Here is a 19,342-nt window from a genome sequence, read left to right as displayed (position 1 = left end):
AAAGCTTACGCGCAAGCGTGGCGAGGGTTCTGCTCAGCGAGTGTCATCAGCGCTGGGTAAAGGGCCAAGAACGCGTCTTCAATGACCAAACGATTTTGTTCAATATCTCTGATTGAATCAATAAATTGGTTTCTGTACCGGATCCGACTGACGGCGCGTTCAATGACTTTGAATATGATGTCTTCGTCGCGGTAAGCGCTAAACCAATCTTGTGTCGTCATGCGTCTGAGCGCAAATCGCATGGTTTCGCCCGGCACAAGGTGTCGGGAATTGTCGAGCAATGCATAGGTCTGCTTAATAAATTCGGCGAGAGGTCGCTCATAGAAGCTGTCCCAGTGTTTGCACAGTAGGTAATCAAAGTAGATATCGATGGCAACGCCCGCAAACCTGCGGGTATGGGCTTGGAACAAGGGCTTCAGGTTGACAACCTCTGGGTGCTGGTCGGTTAACGCGTCGACTTTGCGGTGGTTGTCCAGCCCTTCTCGTATTTCGGGGTAGAGAGTGTGAAGTTCGACTCCCTTCATGAAGTCACCTAACAGGTTGCCAATCAGTGACATCGGGGTCGCCTTACTCAGTGCGGTGTGTGCGAGGTAGTTCATGGCTGTTCTGCAAATAGTGGGCGTTTAGTCTCGGCGATCATTCGTCATCGGTTTAATCGATCAAATACATTAGTTTTATTTAATATAAAAACGTGCGCGTAGACTACATACTAACACCAGTGCAATGGATTGGCCGTTGTGCGATTCACTCAAGAGGTAAATAGTATGGGAATACGTATAAACGAAGTCATGCCGAACCTGGAGCTGGAAACAGATCAGGGCACATTTATGCTGCACGACTGGATTGGGGATAGCTGGGCAATTTTATTTAGCCACCCGAAAGATTTTACGCCTGTTTGCACCACCGAATTTGGTGCAGTTGCGCAGCTCGCCGATGAATGGGCTAAGCGTAATACCAAAGTCATTGGCCTGTCCGTTGATGGCGTGGACGAGCACAAAGAATGGAAAGTGGATATCGAGCACTATGCCCAGGCACCTGCGACCTTTCCTATTATTGCCGATGAATCTCTAGCGGTATCGAAAGCTCTGGATATGTTGCCCGCCAATGCTTACTTACCCGATGGGCGTACAGCAGCCGATTCTGCCAGCGTGCGTGTCGTCTTTATTATCAGTCCAGATAAAAAGCTGCAATTATCAATGAGCTACCCCATGTCAGTAGGGCGTAATTTTGCAGAAGTATTGCGGGCTTTGGATGCTTTGCAAGCGACCTACGGAGTACCCATTGCGACCCCCGCGAACTGGGTTCAAGGTCAAGATGTGATTGTGGCTTTGTCGCTGGATGATGCTGCGGCTAAAGAGAAGTTTGGCGAGATTGATATCAAACTACCTTATCTTCGCACCACCAAACAGCCTAAGTAGGCTGGCGATGCGTGGCAGGCGGATGGGCCTGTCGCTCGTGTAGACCGTACAACCCAGATTGCACTGGGACGATGTCTTTAAACGCTCACCGGCATTCACTAATGCCGGTATCGATGCAAGCGTTAGCGAAGTACGATGGGCGTAAGCACAAAACGACTGTCGCCACTGGGGGATACTGTCAGCTTAACCCAGCTGTTGTCTTTGTCTCCAAAGACCTGAACCCGTGTGAAATTGTGTTGCAAACGTCCATCCTGCGCGTACATCGGTTTATCGATCTTGAAGTAATGCGAGTCTCCATGCACCAGCAGTACCTCGCCTTCGAAGCTTTTGGTTTGACGTTCGAGTGTTTTGTAGAAATCTGCATGCCCGTTGTCTTCAGTCAGGCTGGGGATAAAGTCGTCTTCAAACCCGCCGTCGGACAGCTCGAAAGGGAAGAAGATGTCCGCTTGAATGACCACCACCAGGCCTTGGTAGTTATTGGTCCGAGCTTCCTCAAATGCCGTTGTCAGCCACTCGAGATTGGCGGCATTACGCCCTTTGTATTCGTCAGTCGCGGCTTCGCAGTCGTCAGACGTGCGTTCTGACTCTTTGCTGCATTGCTTTTTCGTGACCACTAAATTGTTGTTGCTGCCGGGGATAGAGAGCGATACAAATAGCACCCCGTTTTTTACAAAACGGCTGTTCTCGCTGTAGGTGCCGCCATCCTTTGTTTGTCGTGTAAGGTGCAGTGGTGACTTTCCTTGGCTTTTGTCGGTTGAGAAAAAGAAGGTTCGCAAATACGCCAGCCGCTCCAAAGGGTCATAGCTGCCGTTGGACGTGCGGTGGCAGTCCGTCCATTCGTTATCACCTAATGAATAAATAGTGGGGGCTGTTAGAGCATTAAAAACCTTTTGGATATCGGTGCCGATTGCCTGATCGGTACACTCAGAATGGCCGGCTTTTGTGTCGCCAGTGTACAGAGTGAAGGCCAGATCGTGCGCGTTCATCGAGTCGATAGTTTGCTGCGTTCGTCGCGCTCTCAGTTCGTCATCGCCGCTGTAGAATTGGTCACCCCACAGCGCTACCGTGAAACTGCCCGATTCATGGTTAGGATCTGCCGTTGAGTTTTGTGTGACCAGGCTAAGCCCAAGGAGGCTAGCAATAAAGCACAGGGTCTTGACGCTTGCTGAGGGGGGGCGGGCACACAGCACTTAAGTGACTCCTAATCTTATAAACTTGGTTTTTGCGGCCTTGGCTTTTGACGAGATTTGCCAACGCCAGCTACCTAACACGGTCAAGTATAGAATCAAATTATGAAATTGCCATGACGCTGAGTTCGCCGGCTTGTTACTTTATCCTGAGTTTCTGCTGGACTTGATGGCGCTGACTTAGGACGCCTCACAATCCGAGCTTGTCTGTCACAATCTCTTCATACTACTTTCATAAAAACTCAATAATCCCAATCGATACTACCGCGCGTCGAGTCGGAAACTCGCACTACGATTTTATCAAAAATAGGGGATTCAAGATGAAACACACTAACCGATGGGCTCTCGCGCCAATGGTTATGGCAATCTATTCTGCCAACCTGGCGTACGCGCAAGACGCGCAGGACAGTGACGCAGCGGCCAGCATGGAAGAAGTTCTGGTTGTTGGTACGCGCGCGACTTTAAAAAATGCAGTTGATCAGCAGCGCGATGCTCAAAATATTATCAGTGTTGTGGATTCTGATGCATTAGGTAATTTCCCAGATTCTACTGCTGCTGATGCTATGCGTCGCTTGAGCGGTATTGCGGTTGAAAACGATCAAGGCGAAGGCCGCTATGTGACGATTCGTGGTTTGAGCTCTGACTTGAACAGCGTTGCCGTCAACGGCGCGTCGATGGTTGCCCCAGAGAATGGTCGTTCTGTGATCATGGATGGTATCCCTACGGAATTGATGGATAGTATCTCTGTATCGAAAACCTTGACGCCTGAAATGGATGCAGACAGCATCGGTGGGCGAGTCGATTTCAACACGAAAAAGCCCACCGATTTAAAAGACACCTTGTTGAAGGTAAAGCTTTCAACAAAAATGGCTGAATACACCGATTACAGCAGTGCACCTAACGCCTCATTGACTTATGGTGATCGTTTGAGTGACAGCACTGCTCACATCGTTAGCTTCACTTACTCCAGCAAGAAGATCGAATCTTTCAACAACGAAACGGGCTTTGGTTGGGAAGACGGCTTCATGAATGACGACTGGGAGATGCGCTGGTATGAGCTGGAACGTGAACGTTATGGATTAAGCTACGACATCAACACGATTCTTGACAGTGGCACGGTGCTGTTCGCTAACGCGATGTACAACAAGTACGACGAAACCGAAACGCGTTTTAAAGACGAGTACGGCAAGCTCGGTTTTGTTTCAAGTCTCGATAACGGCAAAGGCATGGTTACAGACCGCATCCGTCATGATGCTGAGACGCGTCAGCGTTACGAAACCCGCGAAATAGGCGCGGTTAACTTCGGGTTAGAGACAAACCTGAACGACTGGGCGATCGATGCCAAAGTCAGCTACAGCTGGGCTCAAGAAGACGATAGCGACAACGCGGATGTTACTTTCCGAAATGACGACAAGACTTTTGGCGGTGAAATTTATTGGTCAAACCCCAAGCGTCCATATTTGGTCGCCTACGACCCAACCTTGCGTGATCCTGCGAACTTAGAGTTTGACGCGTTTGAGATGTGGGCGAATATCAGCGACGACGAAGAGTTGAGCTTCGAGTTTAACGCTGAAAACGAAACGTCAATCGGTGTGGTGAAAGCGGGCTTTAAAACTCGTTCGCGCACTAAAGATGTCAATGACTACATCATCGGTTACACCTGGGATGGTGCGACGATGGCAGACTGGGATTCGGGCACTGTTAACGACTGGTTCTTTGCCAACCAAGTGTTTGGTAATCACGTCAGCGGCGCTACGGCTTACGCCATGCGCAACCAAGTCGCCCAGATGGATGTGGATTTTGAAGATGCGATCAGTCGTGACTTTACGACTGACGAAAACATCAATGCCGTCTACGTTCAAGACACCATTGAGCTTGAAAACGCAGTCTTGATCGCAGGTGTGCGCTACGAGCGGACCAAGACTGATAGCAAAGCCTACGATCAAGACGGTAACCGCACTTCGTCGGATAAGAGCTATGGCTTCTTGTCTCCAAGTGTGACTGTAAAATACTTTATTAACGACCAAGTGCAGTTGCGTGCGGCGATCTGGCGTGGATTGAGTCGTCCTGGCTTCACTCAGACGGCACCGATTACCTCGGTAAATTATGGTACGGCTGGTGATGTCAGCGGTAGTGTCGGTAACCCCGACCTTAAGCCTTACGAAGCGACTAACTTTGACTTGAGTCTGGAGTACTATGGCGAGGATATGACCTACGCGGCGATCGGTATTTTTAGAAAAGATATCAAGAACGCGATTTATCCGACGGTTCAAAAAGTCGCGACGATTAACGGCATTGCCTTCAATGATGGTGTCGAAACTTGGATCAACTCAGGTGATTCGTATATCAATGGCTTGGAGTTGAACGGTCAATACGGCTGGGACAATGGCTTCTACGTTGCGGCGAACGTGACCTTTACCGAAAGCGAAAGCGAGTTCAAGTTTGAAGACAACTCTGTGTTCAAAACACCGTTCCGCAAGCTGGCCGAAAAAGCGGCGAACATTAGCGTCGGGTATGACAAAGGCCCATGGGATGTGCGCTTGGCCGGCAACTATCGTAGCGAATACATCGATTGGTTGGCAGACGAAGACGGTGACATCGGTAACGTCAGTAAGAATAACACCCGTTGGGTGGCACCGTTCATGCAGTTTGACTTGGTGGCGAAATACAAAGTGAACGAGAACTTAACCGCTCGCTTTGAAGCTGCGAACTTGAACAACCGTCCCGAGTACTACTATTGGGGTAACAAAGGTCAGCTGTCGCAGTACGACATCTACGGCAAGAACTACACGATTGGCGTAGAGTACACGTTCTAGGTTGTTTCCGAATTCCCTCGATGACTCGAGGGTATTTTTTGAGAGGGCTGCACAGTGTGTGGCCCTTTTTGTTTCTGATAGGTGCTTGCTGCAGGGTATGTTTGGCCCCTCCGGCCGAAAATCAGAGATTTTCGTCGTTCATCGGCTCGCCGCAGTGCGGCTCGAAACCCCGATTCACCCAACTGGGCTCTTCTCGCCCAGCACAGCGCGTGGCGCTGAAACAAAAAAGGGCCGTCCAATGGACGACCCTTTTTTATTTGGCTCCGCCTGCTGGGCTCGAACCAGCGACCCAATGATTAACAGTCATTTGCTCTACCAACTGAGCTAAGGCGGAATGAAACTCAACTGAGGCGCGCATAATATATAGGCCTAAGGGCTTGGTCAACCCCTAAGTGGCGCGGAAAGTAGGCAAATTTTGGGGATTTTTTTATCTGTTTGTATTTGCGCGCTAAGCACAAACAAATCGCACTCTGATTGGACCATATCCTATGATCCGCAACTGCGGTTTGGGGCAAAGTCCTTTATACTCGACGGATTCCCATGTTGTTGTGCTGGGCATAAACGAGCTCGAGGAACCTGTGGCCAAACCCTTTAAAGTCGAATCTAAATACAAGCCTGCGGGCGACCAGCCCCAAGCCATCGAAAAACTCGTCGAGGGTGTACAGGCGGGCTTAGCGTCTCAGACGCTGTTGGGCGTGACGGGTTCGGGTAAGACCTTTACCATGGCGCATGTGGTCGAACGTCTGCAGCGTCCCACGATTGTTATGGCTCACAACAAAACCTTGGCTGCGCAGCTGTACGGGGAGTTTAAGGAGTTTTTCCCAAACAACGCGGTTGAGTATTTCGTTTCTTACTACGATTACTACCAGCCAGAGGCCTACGTGCCTTCGTCTGACACCTTTATAGAAAAAGATGCCTCGGTGAATGACCACATCGAGCAAATGCGCCTGTCCGCCACCAAGGCGCTGATGGAGCGCCAAGATTGTCTGGTGGTTGCGACCGTTTCGGCCATTTATGGTTTGGGTGATCCCAAGTCCTATTTCAAGATGGTGCTGCATGTGTCGCGCGGTGAAATTATCAATCAGCGCGAGCTGCTGCATCAGTTGGCTGAATTGCAATACACCCGCAACGATATTGCCTTCTCGCGCGGCACATACAGGGTGCGTGGTGATGTGATCGATATCTTTCCTGCCGATTCGGAAAAAGAAGCGGTGCGCATCGAGCTGTTTGATGAGGAGGTCGACAATATCGTGTTGTTCGACCCTTTAACCGGTGCCATAGAAGCCAAGGTGCCGCGGATTACGATTTTCCCCAAATCGCATTACGTGACTTCGCGCGACATTATGCTCAAAGCGATCGATGAAATTGAAATCGAGCTGGAGCAGCGCTTAAAACAGCTCAATGACTTGAACAAGTTGGTTGAGGCGCAGCGTTTGCAGCAACGCACACGCTATGACATCGAGATGATTCGTGAACTGGGCTACTGCCAGGGCGTAGAAAACTATTCTCGCTATTTGTCGGGACGTGGACCGGGGGATCCCCCGCCAACGCTATTTGAATACTTACCCGACAACGCCTTGGTCATTATCGATGAGTCACACGTGACGATTCCACAGATTGGCGGCATGTATCGTGGTGACCGGTCACGAAAAGAGACCCTGGTGGAGTACGGATTTCGTTTGCCTTCGGCCTTGGATAACAGGCCACTGAAGTTCGAAGAGTGGGAGCGCTTGGTGCCGCAGGCGATCTTCGTATCGGCGACCCCGGGTAATTACGAGGAGCAACACGCTGGTCGAGTCGTCGAGCAGGTCGTGCGTCCCACAGGTTTGGTCGACCCCACGATCGACATCCGGCCTGCTTCAACGCAAGTCGACGATCTTCTGCAAGAGATCCATACGGTAAGAGCGACCGGTCAGCGAGTCCTGGTGACGACACTAACGAAGCGGATGGCCGAGGATTTAACTGAGTACCTGGCCGAGCACGGTATTAAAGTGCGTTATCTTCACTCAGATATCGACACGGTTGAGCGAGTCGAGATCATCCGCGATCTGCGGTTAGGTGAATTCGATGTCTTGGTTGGTATTAACTTATTGCGTGAAGGTTTGGATATGCCCGAGGTCGCTCTGGTCGCCATATTAGACGCGGATAAAGAGGGCTTTTTGCGCTCTGATCGGTCGTTGATACAGACCATTGGTCGTGCGGCCCGCAATCTGCAAGGTCGAGCCATTCTCTATGCTGACAAAGTGACAGGCTCGATGCAGCGGGCGATCGACGAGACGGAACGGCGCCGAACCAAGCAGCTTGCGCACAATGAAGAGCACGGCATTAAACCCGTGGGGATTACCAAGTCTGTGCAAGACATCATGGAAGGGGCGCGGCGCATGTCGACCAAGCGCAACGCTAAAGGCGAGCGCAAAGTCGCTGAGGTGCGGGCTGCTTACGCACAAGATATGGCAAGCCTGACTCCCGCAGCGCTTAGCCGCAAGATCAAACAGTTAGAAACCGAGATGATGGAACACGCCAAAAATCTTGAGTTTGAGAAAGCGGCGGCGGTTCGCGATCAAATTACTGAGTACAAGCAGTTCGCCTTTATGGCCTCATAGACCTGTTGCACTGACGTTCAGACGCCAGTCGCTGGGCGTTCTACTTGTCATATGCTTGAAGTAGCGTCTGAATGCGCTGGCGTCACTGAAGCCCAAAGACGAGCTGATCTCGCTGATCGGTGCCTGGCTGTTGGCAAGTTTGTCTTTAGCTACCGTGAGCTTCGCACGGTTGCGAATACTCAGGAAATCCTGGTTGTGATTGTCTAATTTGCGTCGAAAGGTCGATAGGGACAGGCCAAAAGTGGCAGCCAGGTCTTCTTGGGTCGGTGCGGGTTGCCCCAGTTGATATGATGCCACCAGTAGCGATTCGACTTGATGCCCCAGTGGTGTTTGGCTGCGATCAAAAATGCCACAAGGGTGGACCCTAAAAAATTCTTCGAATTCATTGGGTCGGCGAACCATTGGCATATCGAGGAAGTGGGTGGGGAAGTCGAACGAAAAGTCCTCTTGGGTGGTTAGCATCGGTGCACCGAACAAAACCAGGAACGGTAGGGTATGCTCGCGTTGCACTTTGCCCAACAAGAGTTGCTGTACAGGAATAGGCACGCCAATGAGCCATTGAAATAGCTGATAGAACGAAAACAGACCGATAACATCCACGAGTAATGAGGTCGTCGTAGTCTCAGTGCGCAGCGAGTTTAGTGTGATGCGCGCGCACTTGCTGGTTTCGATGAGTCTTAATTGTCCTCCCCGAGGCTCGAGTGCAGCGCAGTAGTCAGCTACGATTTCGATGGCGTGCCTTAAGTTGATGGCACTCATGCCGCAGCGGCACATTAACTCAACTTCTCTGCGGGAAATGGCCCGAACAGAATTATTTGCACAGTGGCTCGAGAGGCGTTGCGTCGCCTCTAAGTACCATTCCGAGAAAGCCTGACTCGTTTGGATACTTGGACGCGATAAGTGTGTCCCAATGTGAGCGAGTTCAACCTGTATCAGTGTAATGAGCGGTTCAAATTGTTGGAGTTGGGCTTTAATTGTCAGGCATCCACGATCTATTTGACAAAAAAGTATCACTATTTGACGGATTTTGTCACCTATCAAGCGCGTTGTTAGCGCTAACCTAGAGTCAAACAATAATCAGGAAGTTGACCAATGAGTGAGACCAAACGTGCAGTCGTATTGGGCGCCGGTATGGCGGGAATATTGGCGGCGATTAAGTTGCGTGAGACGCCCAATGTTGATGTGGTCGTTTACGAAAAGTCGGATCGAGTGGGTGGCACTTGGCGTGAAAATACTTACCCCGGTTTGACTTGCGATACCCCTTCGCATCATTACACCTATTCGTTTGCGCGCAACCCTAATTGGTCGCGCTATTTACCCCCTGGCCCCGAGATTCAGTCCTATTTTGAGGATGTGGCTGAGCGTTTTGGTGTGTATCCACTGACGCATTTTGGTGAAGAATGCATCAAGGCTGAGTTCCGAGAAGGCAAATGGGAGCTAGAGTTCGCCAGTGGCCGCAAGGATAGTGCCGAGATACTTATCGCGGCGACAGGTGTATTACATCATCCGAATATGCCCAATATTGAAGGGGCCTCGGATTTTAAAGGTGCGCTGTTTCACAGCTCGCGTTGGGATCACTCAATCCCCCTCGAGAATAAGCGCATTGCAGTCATTGGTAGCGGGTCAACGGGGGTGCAAATCTGCTCGGCTCTCGCCGGTAAAGTGGCTCAGTTCGAGCACTTTGTGCGCACACCGCAATGGATTATGCCTGTCGATAACGCGCCCTTTACCGCTGAGCAAATAGCATCGTTTCAGGACCCTGACGTCTTAGCTGAGGCGATGGACTTTGAGGGCTATAGCGCGGCGGTAAATGCCTATACCGAGGCTTTGTTGGACGATCAGTCCGAGATGGCTCAGCAAATGGCGGGCGCGTGTCTAATGAACTTGGAGCAGTCAGTTCAAGACCCTGAGTTAAAAGAAGCCTTGCGACCAGACCACAAGGCGATGTGTAAGCGCCTGATTTTCTCGCCTGATTACTACCAAGCGATTCAGCGCCCCAACACCCGTCTGGTGCGAAGTGGCATCAAGCGGATTGTGGAAAACGGTATCGAGACCGAAGACGGTGAACTTTATGAGTTGGACATTATTGTCTACGCAACAGGTTTTCAAGCGGACCGGTTTGTCCGTCCTATGGATGTGATAGGGCGAAATGGTTTGAGCTTGAATACCTTGTGGGCCGATTACCCTAAGGCGTATTTGGCTTTATCGGTGCCCGATTTCCCCAACTTCTTCATGCTTAATGGCCCCAACGGCCCCGTGGGTAATTTCTCTTTGGTTGAGATTGCCGAGAATCAGTGGGGGTGGGTGGAGCAATTGCTGGAACCTGTATTGTCGGGGGCTGCCTCTGAGGTTTGCTGCACGGCAGAGGGTATGATCACCTACGAGGCGCGGCGAGAAGAGGCTGCTCGCAAAACAGTTTGGTATACCGGGGGTTGTAACAGCTGGTACCTGAATGCGGCAGGTATTCCTGCGAGCTGGCCTTGGGCGTTTAAAGACTTTGAAGCAGCGATGGCCAATCCTGTCTGGGCAGATATTGATTTACGTTGAACACTCGTCCTCGCCCACTCGACCGATATAAATTGGGCAAGGTGGGCGTTTTTTTGCTACACTTCGCGCCTTTGAATTTTCGCGCCTAGCGCAGTAACGCCACGTGGCCTTTAGTAGGGGTCACCACTGACGAGAGAGACTATGCCTGTTATTACTCTGCCCGATGGCAACCAAAAGACCTTTGATGCTCCCCCTTCTGTTTACGACGTCGCATTAGCGATTGGTCCAGGCCTTGCCAAAGCTGCCCTAGCGGGTGTTGTCGATGGCAAAGAAGTCGACACTTCTTTCGTGATTGAAAACGACGCATCGCTCGCAATCATTACGGATCGCGATGACGCCGGTATCGAAATTATTCGTCATTCGACTGCGCACCTGCTGGCGATGGCGGTGCAAGAATTGTATCCCGGTACTCAGGTGACGATTGGGCCAACGATTGAAGATGGGTTTTACTATGACTTTGCTACTGGCCACAGATTTACCACTGAGGATCTTGAAAAAATCGAAGTGCGTATGGCCGAAATTGCCGATCGTGATTTGACCGTAGAGCGGCTAGAAGTCAGTCGCGAGCACGCCATTGAAGAATTCCGCAACATGGGCGAGAACTATAAGGTCCAAATCATCGAAGATTTGCCGGCTGGCGAGATTATTTCGGTCTACAAACAGGGGCCTTGGATGGACCTGTGTCGCGGCCCTCACGTGCCATCGACCGGCAAACTGCAAGCCTTTAAATTGACCAAGGTTGCGGGTGCATACTGGCGGGGCGATTCCAAAAATGAAATGCTGCAGCGCGTGTACGGCACCGCTTGGGCCAATAAAAAACAGTTAAAGCAATACTTGAACCGTATTGCCGAGGCAGAGAAACGCGATCACCGCCGAATTGGCAAGCAGTTGGATTTGTTCCACACCCAAGAAGAAGCGCCAGGCATGGTGTTCTGGCACCCTAAAGGCTGGACCGTGTATCAGGTGATCGAGCAGTATATGCGCAATCGCCAGCGGCAAGAGGGCTACAAGGAAATTAAGACGCCACAAGTCGTCGACATGACCCTGTGGCACAAGTCGGGTCACGCCGATAAGTTTGGCGACGATATGTTCATGCTTAAGGCCGAAGATCGTGAGTTCGCGGTAAAACCCATGAACTGCCCTTGTCACGTGCAGGTGTTTAACCAAGGTTTAAAATCGTACCGCGATTTGCCTCTTCGATTGGCGGAATTTGGTAGCTGTCACCGTAATGAGCCCTCGGGTTCACTACACGGCATTATGCGCGTGCGCGGATTTACCCAGGACGATGCGCATATTTTCTGTACCGAAGATCAAATTCAGCCCGAAGTATCGCGCTTCATCGACTTCCTACATGGGGTATACGAAGACTTTGGTTTCAACGAGGTTATCTATCGCTTATCCACACGCCCTGAAAAGCGCGTAGGTAGTGAAGAAGATTGGGATCGTGCCGAGAAAGCTCTCGCGGATGCTTTGGATGCGCACAATCTTCCCTGGGAATTGCTGCCCGGCGAGGGTGCCTTTTACGGGCCAAAGATTGAATTTTCACTGAAAGACTGTATTGGTCGAGTCTGGCAGTTGGGTACCATTCAAGTGGACTTCTCGATGCCAGGACGTCTGGATGCCCAATACGTAGCCGAAGATGGTGCGCGTAAAACACCGGTCATGTTGCATCGGGCAATCTTGGGAAGCTTTGAGCGTTTTATCGGTATTTTGATCGAACATTTTGAAGGGCGTTTTCCGACATGGTTGGCGCCGGAGCAAGTGGCGGTGATGAATATTACCGACAAGCAGGGTGAATTTACACAAAATGTGGTGGATTACCTGAATAACTCGGGTTTTCGCGCTATTGCGGACTTGAGAAACGAGAAGATCGGCTTTAAAATCCGCGAGCGCACTCTAGCTAAGATTCCTTACTTGCTGGTGGTGGGCGATAAAGAGGTGGAAACGCAGTCAGTAGCCGTGCGCACACGGGACGGCAAAGACCTCGGAACGATGACTCTTGCAGACTTCGCCGAGTATTTGCGGCAGGACGTGGGCAGTCGCGGTTTTTTTGCATTGGAGAAATAGGATTAACAACGAAAACGAAAAGCGCAAGTCGAAAAAAGCGCTCACAAACGATCAAATTACGGCAGACCCTGTTCGACTGATTGGGGCAGATGGTTCGCAAGTCGGTATCGTAACCTTAGCAGAAGCTCTAGCAGCGGCCGAAGCGGCGACTTTGGATTTGGTTCAAATTGCCGACTCTGATCCAGCGGTCTGTAAGATCATGGATTACGGGAAGCACGTTTTCGAAGCCAAGAAGCAGAAAGCGGCGCAGCGTAAGAAACAGAAGCGTACTCAAGTCAAAGAAATGAAGTTTCGTCCGGGCACGGACATAGGCGATTACCAGATCAAGTTAAAAGCTCTGGTGCGCTTTTTGGAAAACGGTGATAAAGCCAAGGTAACGCTACGTTTTCGTGGTCGTGAAATGGCTCACCAGGAAATCGGTATTGAATTACTTCGTCGTATCGAAGCAGATTTGGCCGAGTGGGGAAGCGTAGAACAGTTCCCCAAGATGGAAGGTCGTCAGTTAACTATGGTGCTGGCGCCCAAGAAACGGGGTTAGTGGCCCGTGAATGCCCTAACTCTTGTCTTTGTATGAGCAATGTGGAGATCACAATATGCCTAAGGTAAAAATTCACAGTGGTGCCGCTAAGCGGTTCAAGAAAACAGCGGGTGGTTACAAGCGTAAAAGCGCTTATAAAAGCCACATCCTCACCAAAATGACCACAAAGCGTAAGCGTCAGCTGCGTGGTACGTCCATGATCCACAAGGCCGATAAAGCCCTAGTGGATAAAATGTTGCGTGCTAACTAGGTCATAGGAGGATTAATCAATGCCACGTGTAAAAAGAGGTGTGACCGCACACCGTCGTCACAAGAAAATCTTGAAGCAAGCAAAAGGTTACTACGGCGCTCGTAGTCGTATTTTCCGTGTTGCTAAACAGGCTGTTATCAAAGCAGGTCAGTACGCTTACCGTGACCGTCGTCAGCGTAAGCGTCAGTTCCGCGCTTTGTGGATTACTCGTATCAATGCACAATCACGTGCTAATGGTGTGACTTACAGCCAGCTGATCAACGGCTTGAAGAAAGCAAATATCGGTTTAGATCGTCGTGTACTCGCCGATTTGGCCGTGCATGACAAAGCGGGTTTTGCCGCTGTGGTTGAGCAAGCAAAGTCTGCCTTAGCCTAAGCGCCCACAGGGCCCGTGCCGCCTGTGTGCGGCAACGAGAGGGGAAAGGGTCAGACTCTTTCCCCTTTTTATTGCGTTAAATGTTTGCCTCACCGGCTGGGTGTGGCAATCGGGGAATGAAAATTAAATGGAAGCACTGAAGCAGATACAAGCTGAAGCACTTGCTGCAATTGGTGGGGCAAGCGAGCTGCCGCAGTTAGAGCAATTGCGCGTTGATTACTTGGGTAAAAAAGGCGCGCTGACCGCGGTGTTGAAAGGTCTCAGTCAGCTTACGCCCGAAGAGCGTCCTGCTGCGGGCGCCAAGGTCAATGAAGTCAAAGCCGAGCTGCAAGCTTTAATTAACGAGCGCAAAGCGGCCCTTGAAGCTGAGGCTTTACAGGCTCAGCTTGCCTCAGAGTCTATCGACGTTACAGCACCTGCGCGAGGCGTAAGTAGCGGCGGCCTGCACCCCGTTTCAGTGACGATCGAGCGTATTGAAGCGCTGTTCGCTGCGATGGGGTTTGAGGTGGTTGAAGGTCCTGAGATCGAGGATGACTATCATAACTTCGGTGCGTTAAATATCCCTGACCATCATCCCGCTCGTGCTATGCACGATACCTTTTATGTGGATGAGACCCACGTTTTGCGAACGCACACGTCCCCAGTGCAAGTTCGTGTGATGGAGTCACAAGAGCCCCCTTTGCGGGTCATTTGCCCCGGTCGCGTGTATCGCTGTGATTCTGACCTAACCCATACTCCGATGTTTCATCAGGTGGAGGGCTTGTTGATCGACGAGCAGTCGAGTTTTGCTGATTTAAAAGGCCTGATTGAAGTATTTTTGCAGCGCTTCTTTGAGCAAGACTTAGCGGTGCGTTTCCGTCCGTCGTATTTTCCCTTCACCGAACCCTCAGCCGAGGTCGATATTCAGTGCGTTCACTGTAAAGGCGAAGGATGTCGCGTATGCAGTCAAACCGGTTGGCTAGAGGTTATGGGTTGCGGCATGGTTCACCCTTCGGTGTTCGAATCGTCAAATATCGACACCAAACGTTATTCAGGCTTTGCCTTCGGTCTTGGGGTCGAACGCCTGACTATGTTGCGCTATGGCGTAAACGATTTACGTCTATTTTTTGATAACGACTTGCGCTTTTTGAGCCAATTTCGCTAAGGAGATACCCCATGAAAATTAGTGAACAGTGGCTTAAAGAATGGGTGCCTCACACCCTGGCGACGGAAGATTTAGCGCATCAAATTACGATGGCTGGCCTTGAGGTGGATGCGATCGAGCCTGTAGCGGGTGCGTTTTCATCGGTAGTTGTTGGCGAGATTGTTGACGCGCAGCAACATCCCGATGCCGATAAGCTGCGTGTTTGCAAGGTGAATGTAGGTGAGGCTGAGCCCTTACAAATTGTGTGCGGGGCGCCAAACGCTCGAGTGGGGCTAAAAGCGCCTGTTGCTTTGGTTGGAGCGGTCCTCCCAGGCGACTTTAAAATTAGAAAAAGTAAGCTTCGCGGTGTCGAATCCTTTGGAATGTTGTGTGCCGAGGCTGAGTTAGAACTCTCCGAAGCATCTGATGGTTTAATGGAGTTACCCGAAGACGCGCCGGTAGGCACTGATTTACGGGATTACCTAGGCTTAGACGACAACAGCATCGAAATCGGGTTAACGCCCAACAGAGCCGATTGCTTAAGTGTTCGCGGTATTGCTCGCGAAGTCTCCGTATTGACCGGTGTCGAACTGCAAGAACCAACCTGGGCATCGGTCAGCACCGAAGCTTCAACTCAAATCGGTGTTGACGTGGTAGCGACTGAGGCCTGCCCCGTGTATGCCGCTCGTGTTATAGAAGGGGTTGATAATACCCTTGAATCACCCTTATGGCTGCAGGAGCGACTGCGTCGCTGCGGTTTGCGCTCTAAAGACCCTTTGGTGGATGTGACTAATTTTGTGATGTTGGAATTAGGTCAGCCGATGCACGCCTTTGATGCTGACAAGCTGAATGGTCCAATCGTCGTACGCATGGCTCAGCCACAAGAGTCTATGATGTTGCTGGATGGTAAAGAGATCAGTCTGCCTGAGGATGCACTGTTAATTACTGATCAAGCTGGCCCCATTGCTTTTGCGGGCGTCATGGGCGGCCAGCGAAGTGCGGTGAGCAGCGAGACTCGCGCCGTGGTTCTAGAATCTGCCTTTTTTACGCCGCGCGCGCTGGCTGGCCAGGCACGTAAGCAGGGTATGCATACAGACGCCTCCCACCGCTATGAGCGCGGTGTTGATTTTGAATTGGCGGAACTGGCTTTGGATCGTGCCACGCAGTTAATTGTTGAAATTGCGGGTGGTCACGCTGGACCTGTGACCATGGTCCGGTCCCAGAGCGATTTGCCCGATCGCAGCGATGTGTCGCTATCGCAGGCGAGCCTGAGTCGAGCGCTTGGTCTTGAAATTCCAAAGGCCGAAGTCAGCCACATTCTGAGTGGTTTGGGTTTTGGTGTTAACGAAACCAGCGACGGTTGGTCTTGCTCGGTGCCATCTTGGCGTTTTGATATCAGTATCGAAGCCGATTTGGTCGAGGAGGTTGCCCGCGTCTATGGCTACAACAAGCTTCCAGTCAGTAAGATTGTGGCAAGTCTTGAGATGCCCGTGCGTCCCGAAAAAGCGGTGTCGCCGTCACGGATTCGTCGTTATCTTGCGTCGCGCGATTTGCGCGAAGTGATCACGTATAGCTTTGTTGACCCCAAACTCGCTGCGCAATTTGCTGACATCAAGCAATGCGTTACGCTGAAGAATCCAATCAGCGAAGATTTGTCGGTTATGCGCCCAAGTCTGGTGCCAAGTCTGGTTGCGACAGCAATCACCAACATCAATCGTCAACAAAGCCGCGTGCGGATCTTCGAGCAAGGTCTAACCTTCACTGCGGGTGAGGGTTATCCCCAGAAAGCCAAAGTCGCCATTTTGCTGAGCGGTAAAGCCGAATTGGAACGTATGGGTAACCGATCGGGGAATATTGACTTCTACGACCTGAAAGGTGAGGTAGAAGCCCTGTTGAATCAATTGGGTATTAGGCATGCGACCTACCTGCCCGCCGAGCATCAAGGCCTACATCCAGGCCAAACTGCTGACGTATTGGTGGATGGCGCGATCGTAGGCTACGTCGGAAAGATTCATCCACAGACTCAAAAGATATTGGGATTGTCGCAAGCCGTTTATGTTGCTGAATTGGATCGAGATGTCTTATCCAACGCTGATATCGCTCAATTTGCGTCCGTCTCAAAATTCCCTGAGGTGCGCCGTGACTTGGCGGTAGTCGTTGATGCCGCTGTGAAAGTGGGTGACTTAACGGCTTCCGCCAAAGCTGCGCTAGGCATGTTGGGTAAAGAGGTTTTTGTGTTTGATATTTATCAAGGGCAGGGTGTACCCGAAGGTCAAAAAAGTGTCGCAATGGGTTTGACTTTGGGTGATCAATCACGCACCCTAAGCGATTCCGACGTTAATGATGCAATGGCGCAAGTTGTTGAATCATTGAAAGAAACTTACCAAGCTGAACTGCGTTAGAGCGTAGAACTGAATGACAGCCTTAACTAAATCTGACATGGCCGATATGTTGTTTGAAGAGCTTGGCCTGAACAAGCGCGAGGCCAAAGAGATCGTCGAGATGTTCTTCGAGGAGATCCGCGCAAGTTTAGAAAGCAATGAACAGGTTAAACTGTCGGGCTTTGGTAATTTTGAATTGAGAGATAAGGGCGAGCGCCCAGGACGCAATCCCAAAACGGGTGAAGAGATCCCAATCTCGCCTCGCAGGGTAGTGACGTTCAAGCCAGGGCAGAAATTGAAGGCACGTGTGGAGAAGTATGCTGGAACCGAGTAACAACGGCGAATTGCCACCCATCCCCAGCAAACGCTATTTCACGATCGGCGAAGTCTCTGATTTATGCCTGGTTAAACCACACGTGCTGCGCTACTGGGAGCAGGAGTTCCCAACGTTAGCGCCAGTAAAGCGTCGTGGAAATCGTCGATACTATCAGCATGCCGATGTCGTGTTGATTCGTCAGATTCGCTCGTTGCTTTACGAGCAAGGGTACACAATTGGTGGAGCACGTCAGCGCATTACCGAATCAACCGAGGATCAGCTCGGTGTCATGACGGCTGACGAGTTGCGAGAATTAATCGTCTCTCTTGAAGACGTATTGGATCTGCTGGAAGCCGACAATTAGGCTGGTAAATTTTTTTTGATTGCGTATAATCGCGGCCTCACGGGGCGTGGCGCAGCCCTGGTTGTTGTAAAAAGTCGCACCACATTGTGGTGTGCAGGCGCAAAAATTCGGGGCGTAGCGCAGCCTGGTAGCGCACCACACTGGGGGTGTGGTGGTCGCAGGTTCAAATCCTGCCGTCCCGACCAATTTCACAATGCCGGACCACTGAGTGCGGCACGATTCCCGGCCCTCAAGCATAGCTTTCGGGCGTTCACTGGCTCGCCGCGTTGCGGCTCGAAACCCCAGTTCACCCTGCCGTCCCGACCATATTCAGCAAAAACCGCCTTTTGGCGGTTTTTGCTTTTACAGGTCTTGGACGTTGGATTCCCGGCCCTCAAGCATAGCTTTCGGGCGTTCACTGGCTCGCCGCGTTGCGGCTCGAAACCCCAGTTCACCCTGCCGTCCCGACCATATTCAGCAAAAACCGCCTTTTGGCGGTTTTTGCTTTTACAGGTCTTGGACGTTGGATTCCCGGCCCTCAAGCATAGCTTTCGGGCGTTCACTGGCTCGCCGCGTTGCGGCTCGAAACCCCAGTTCACCCTGCCGTCCCGACCATATTCGCAAAAACCGCCTTCTGGCGGTTTTTGCTTTTACAGGTCTTGGACGTTGGATTCCCGGCCCTCAAGCATAGCTTTCGGGCGTTCACTGGCTCGCCGCTTTGCGGCTCGAAACCCCAGTTCACCCTGCCGTCCCGACCATATTCAGCAAAAACCGCCTTCTGGCGGTTTTTGCTTTTACAGGTCTTGGACGTTGGATTCCCGGCCCTCAAGCATAGCTTTCGGGCGTTCACTGGCTCGCCGCGTTGCGGCTCGAAACCCCAGTTCACCCTGCCCTCCCGACCCTATTCACAAAAACCGCCTTCTGGCGGTTTTTGCTTTTACAGGTCTTGGACGTTGGATTCCCGGCCCTCAAGCATAGCTTTCGGGCGTTCACTGGCTCGCCGCGTTGCGGCTCGAAACCCCAGTTCACCCTGCCCTCCCGACCCTATTCACAAAAACCGCCTTCTGGCGGTTTTTGCTTTTACAGGTCTTGGACGTTGGATTCCCGGCCCTCAAGCATAGCTTTCGGGCGTTCACTGGCTCGCCGCGTTGCGGCTCGAAACCCCAGTTCACCCTGCCGTCCCTACCATATTCACAAAGGTGCATACCGGACACATGGGTAACACTTTTGTCTCGAAAGGATTAGGTGCTGGCTCTAGCCGCACCTGCTCCTCATCAAAGAATCCTAAGTCATAATCCATGAAGCTGACTAGCCATATTTTGTCAGCAACCTCACGAATTCCCACAAATTGTCCGGCCAAAGCGCGAGTTAGGTTGA

Annotated in this window: 15 protein-coding genes and 2 tRNA genes; 13 read left to right on the top strand and 4 right to left on the bottom strand. The window is 51.3% G+C overall.

The window, feature by feature from the left end; translation table 11 throughout:
- Positions 1-5 precede the first annotated feature (5 nt).
- Entirely contained in the window at positions 6-599 is a 594-nt protein-coding gene (locus EYZ66_RS10150) for an acyl carrier protein phosphodiesterase (protein ID WP_040816715.1), read from the bottom strand.
- A 165-nt stretch (positions 600-764) separates the two neighbouring features.
- On the opposite strand from EYZ66_RS10150, the gene EYZ66_RS10145 reads away from it, so the two are divergent.
- Positions 765-1,418 (top strand): peroxiredoxin, encoded by a 654-nt coding sequence (locus EYZ66_RS10145; protein ID WP_009575897.1) that lies wholly within the window; start codon positions 765-767, stop codon positions 1,416-1,418.
- Positions 1,419-1,540: 122 nt separating this feature from the next.
- On the opposite strand, the gene EYZ66_RS10140 is transcribed toward EYZ66_RS10145, so the two are convergent.
- A complete protein-coding gene (locus EYZ66_RS10140) occupies positions 1,541-2,608 on the bottom strand; it encodes a hypothetical protein (protein WP_009575896.1) in 1,068 nt (355 codons plus the stop codon).
- Between the two features lie 317 nt (positions 2,609-2,925).
- On the opposite strand from EYZ66_RS10140, the gene EYZ66_RS10135 reads away from it, so the two are divergent.
- On the top strand, positions 2,926-5,421 hold the full coding sequence (locus EYZ66_RS10135; RefSeq protein WP_009575895.1) for a TonB-dependent receptor: 2,496 nt from the start codon (positions 2,926-2,928) through the stop codon (positions 5,419-5,421).
- A 258-nt stretch (positions 5,422-5,679) separates the two neighbouring features.
- On the opposite strand, the gene EYZ66_RS10130 is transcribed toward EYZ66_RS10135, so the two are convergent.
- A tRNA-Asn gene (locus tag EYZ66_RS10130) sits at positions 5,680-5,755 on the bottom strand.
- A gap of 244 nt (positions 5,756-5,999) precedes the next feature.
- Here EYZ66_RS10130 and uvrB point away from each other — a divergent pair.
- Positions 6,000-8,024 (top strand): excinuclease ABC subunit UvrB, encoded by a 2,025-nt coding sequence (uvrB, locus tag EYZ66_RS10125; protein ID WP_040816722.1) that lies wholly within the window; start codon positions 6,000-6,002, stop codon positions 8,022-8,024.
- Here uvrB and EYZ66_RS10120 read toward each other — a convergent pair.
- The gene (locus tag EYZ66_RS10120; RefSeq protein ID WP_268869523.1) at positions 8,019-9,038 is read right to left on the bottom strand and encodes a helix-turn-helix domain-containing protein; all 1,020 of its coding nucleotides are present in this window, start codon (positions 9,036-9,038) and stop codon (positions 8,019-8,021) included. The genes uvrB and EYZ66_RS10120 overlap by 6 nt on opposite strands.
- A gap of 78 nt (positions 9,039-9,116) precedes the next feature.
- On the opposite strand from EYZ66_RS10120, the gene EYZ66_RS10115 reads away from it, so the two are divergent.
- From EYZ66_RS10115 to EYZ66_RS10070, 10 genes are all read left to right on the top strand, one after another.
- Positions 9,117-10,571: a flavin-containing monooxygenase gene (locus EYZ66_RS10115; protein ID WP_009575892.1), complete on the top strand. Its 1,455-nt coding sequence runs from the start codon at positions 9,117-9,119 to the stop codon at positions 10,569-10,571.
- 141 nt (positions 10,572-10,712) lie between these two features.
- Entirely contained in the window at positions 10,713-12,638 is a 1,926-nt protein-coding gene (thrS, locus tag EYZ66_RS10110) for a threonine--tRNA ligase (RefSeq protein ID WP_009575891.1), read from the top strand.
- On the top strand, positions 12,622-13,176 hold the full coding sequence (gene infC / locus EYZ66_RS10105) for a translation initiation factor IF-3 (protein ID WP_009575890.1): 555 nt from the start codon (positions 12,622-12,624) through the stop codon (positions 13,174-13,176). Before thrS ends, infC begins: the two co-directional genes overlap by 17 nt.
- Before the next feature lie 55 nt (positions 13,177-13,231).
- Positions 13,232-13,426: a 50S ribosomal protein L35 gene (gene rpmI, locus EYZ66_RS10100; RefSeq protein WP_009575889.1), complete on the top strand. Its 195-nt coding sequence runs from the start codon at positions 13,232-13,234 to the stop codon at positions 13,424-13,426.
- A 19-nt stretch (positions 13,427-13,445) separates the two neighbouring features.
- A complete protein-coding gene (gene rplT, locus EYZ66_RS10095; protein WP_009575888.1) occupies positions 13,446-13,802 on the top strand; it encodes a 50S ribosomal protein L20 in 357 nt (118 codons plus the stop codon).
- A 127-nt stretch (positions 13,803-13,929) separates the two neighbouring features.
- Positions 13,930-14,946 (top strand): phenylalanine--tRNA ligase subunit alpha, encoded by a 1,017-nt coding sequence (gene pheS / locus EYZ66_RS10090; RefSeq protein WP_009575887.1) that lies wholly within the window; start codon positions 13,930-13,932, stop codon positions 14,944-14,946.
- 11 nt (positions 14,947-14,957) lie between these two features.
- Positions 14,958-17,327 carry a phenylalanine--tRNA ligase subunit beta gene (pheT, locus tag EYZ66_RS10085; protein ID WP_009575886.1) on the top strand — a complete coding sequence of 790 codons (2,370 nt, stop codon included), beginning with the start codon at positions 14,958-14,960 and terminating at the stop codon, positions 17,325-17,327.
- 13 nt (positions 17,328-17,340) lie between these two features.
- Complete coding sequence (ihfA, locus tag EYZ66_RS10080; protein ID WP_009575885.1) at positions 17,341-17,640, top strand: integration host factor subunit alpha; 300 nt, start codon at positions 17,341-17,343, stop codon at positions 17,638-17,640.
- A complete protein-coding gene (locus EYZ66_RS10075) occupies positions 17,624-17,986 on the top strand; it encodes a MerR family transcriptional regulator (RefSeq protein WP_009575884.1) in 363 nt (120 codons plus the stop codon). Before ihfA ends, EYZ66_RS10075 begins: the two co-directional genes overlap by 17 nt.
- A 108-nt stretch (positions 17,987-18,094) precedes the next feature.
- Positions 18,095-18,171, top strand: a tRNA-Pro gene (locus EYZ66_RS10070).
- Positions 18,172-19,342 lie beyond the last annotated feature (1,171 nt).

The sequence above is a fragment of the Aequoribacter fuscus genome (assembly GCF_009910365.1).
In the GTDB taxonomy this organism is placed as follows: Bacteria; Pseudomonadota; Gammaproteobacteria; order Pseudomonadales; family Halieaceae; genus Aequoribacter; species Aequoribacter fuscus.
Note: the sequence above shows the minus strand (reverse complement) of the source record. Positions and strands in the feature narration are given on the sequence as shown.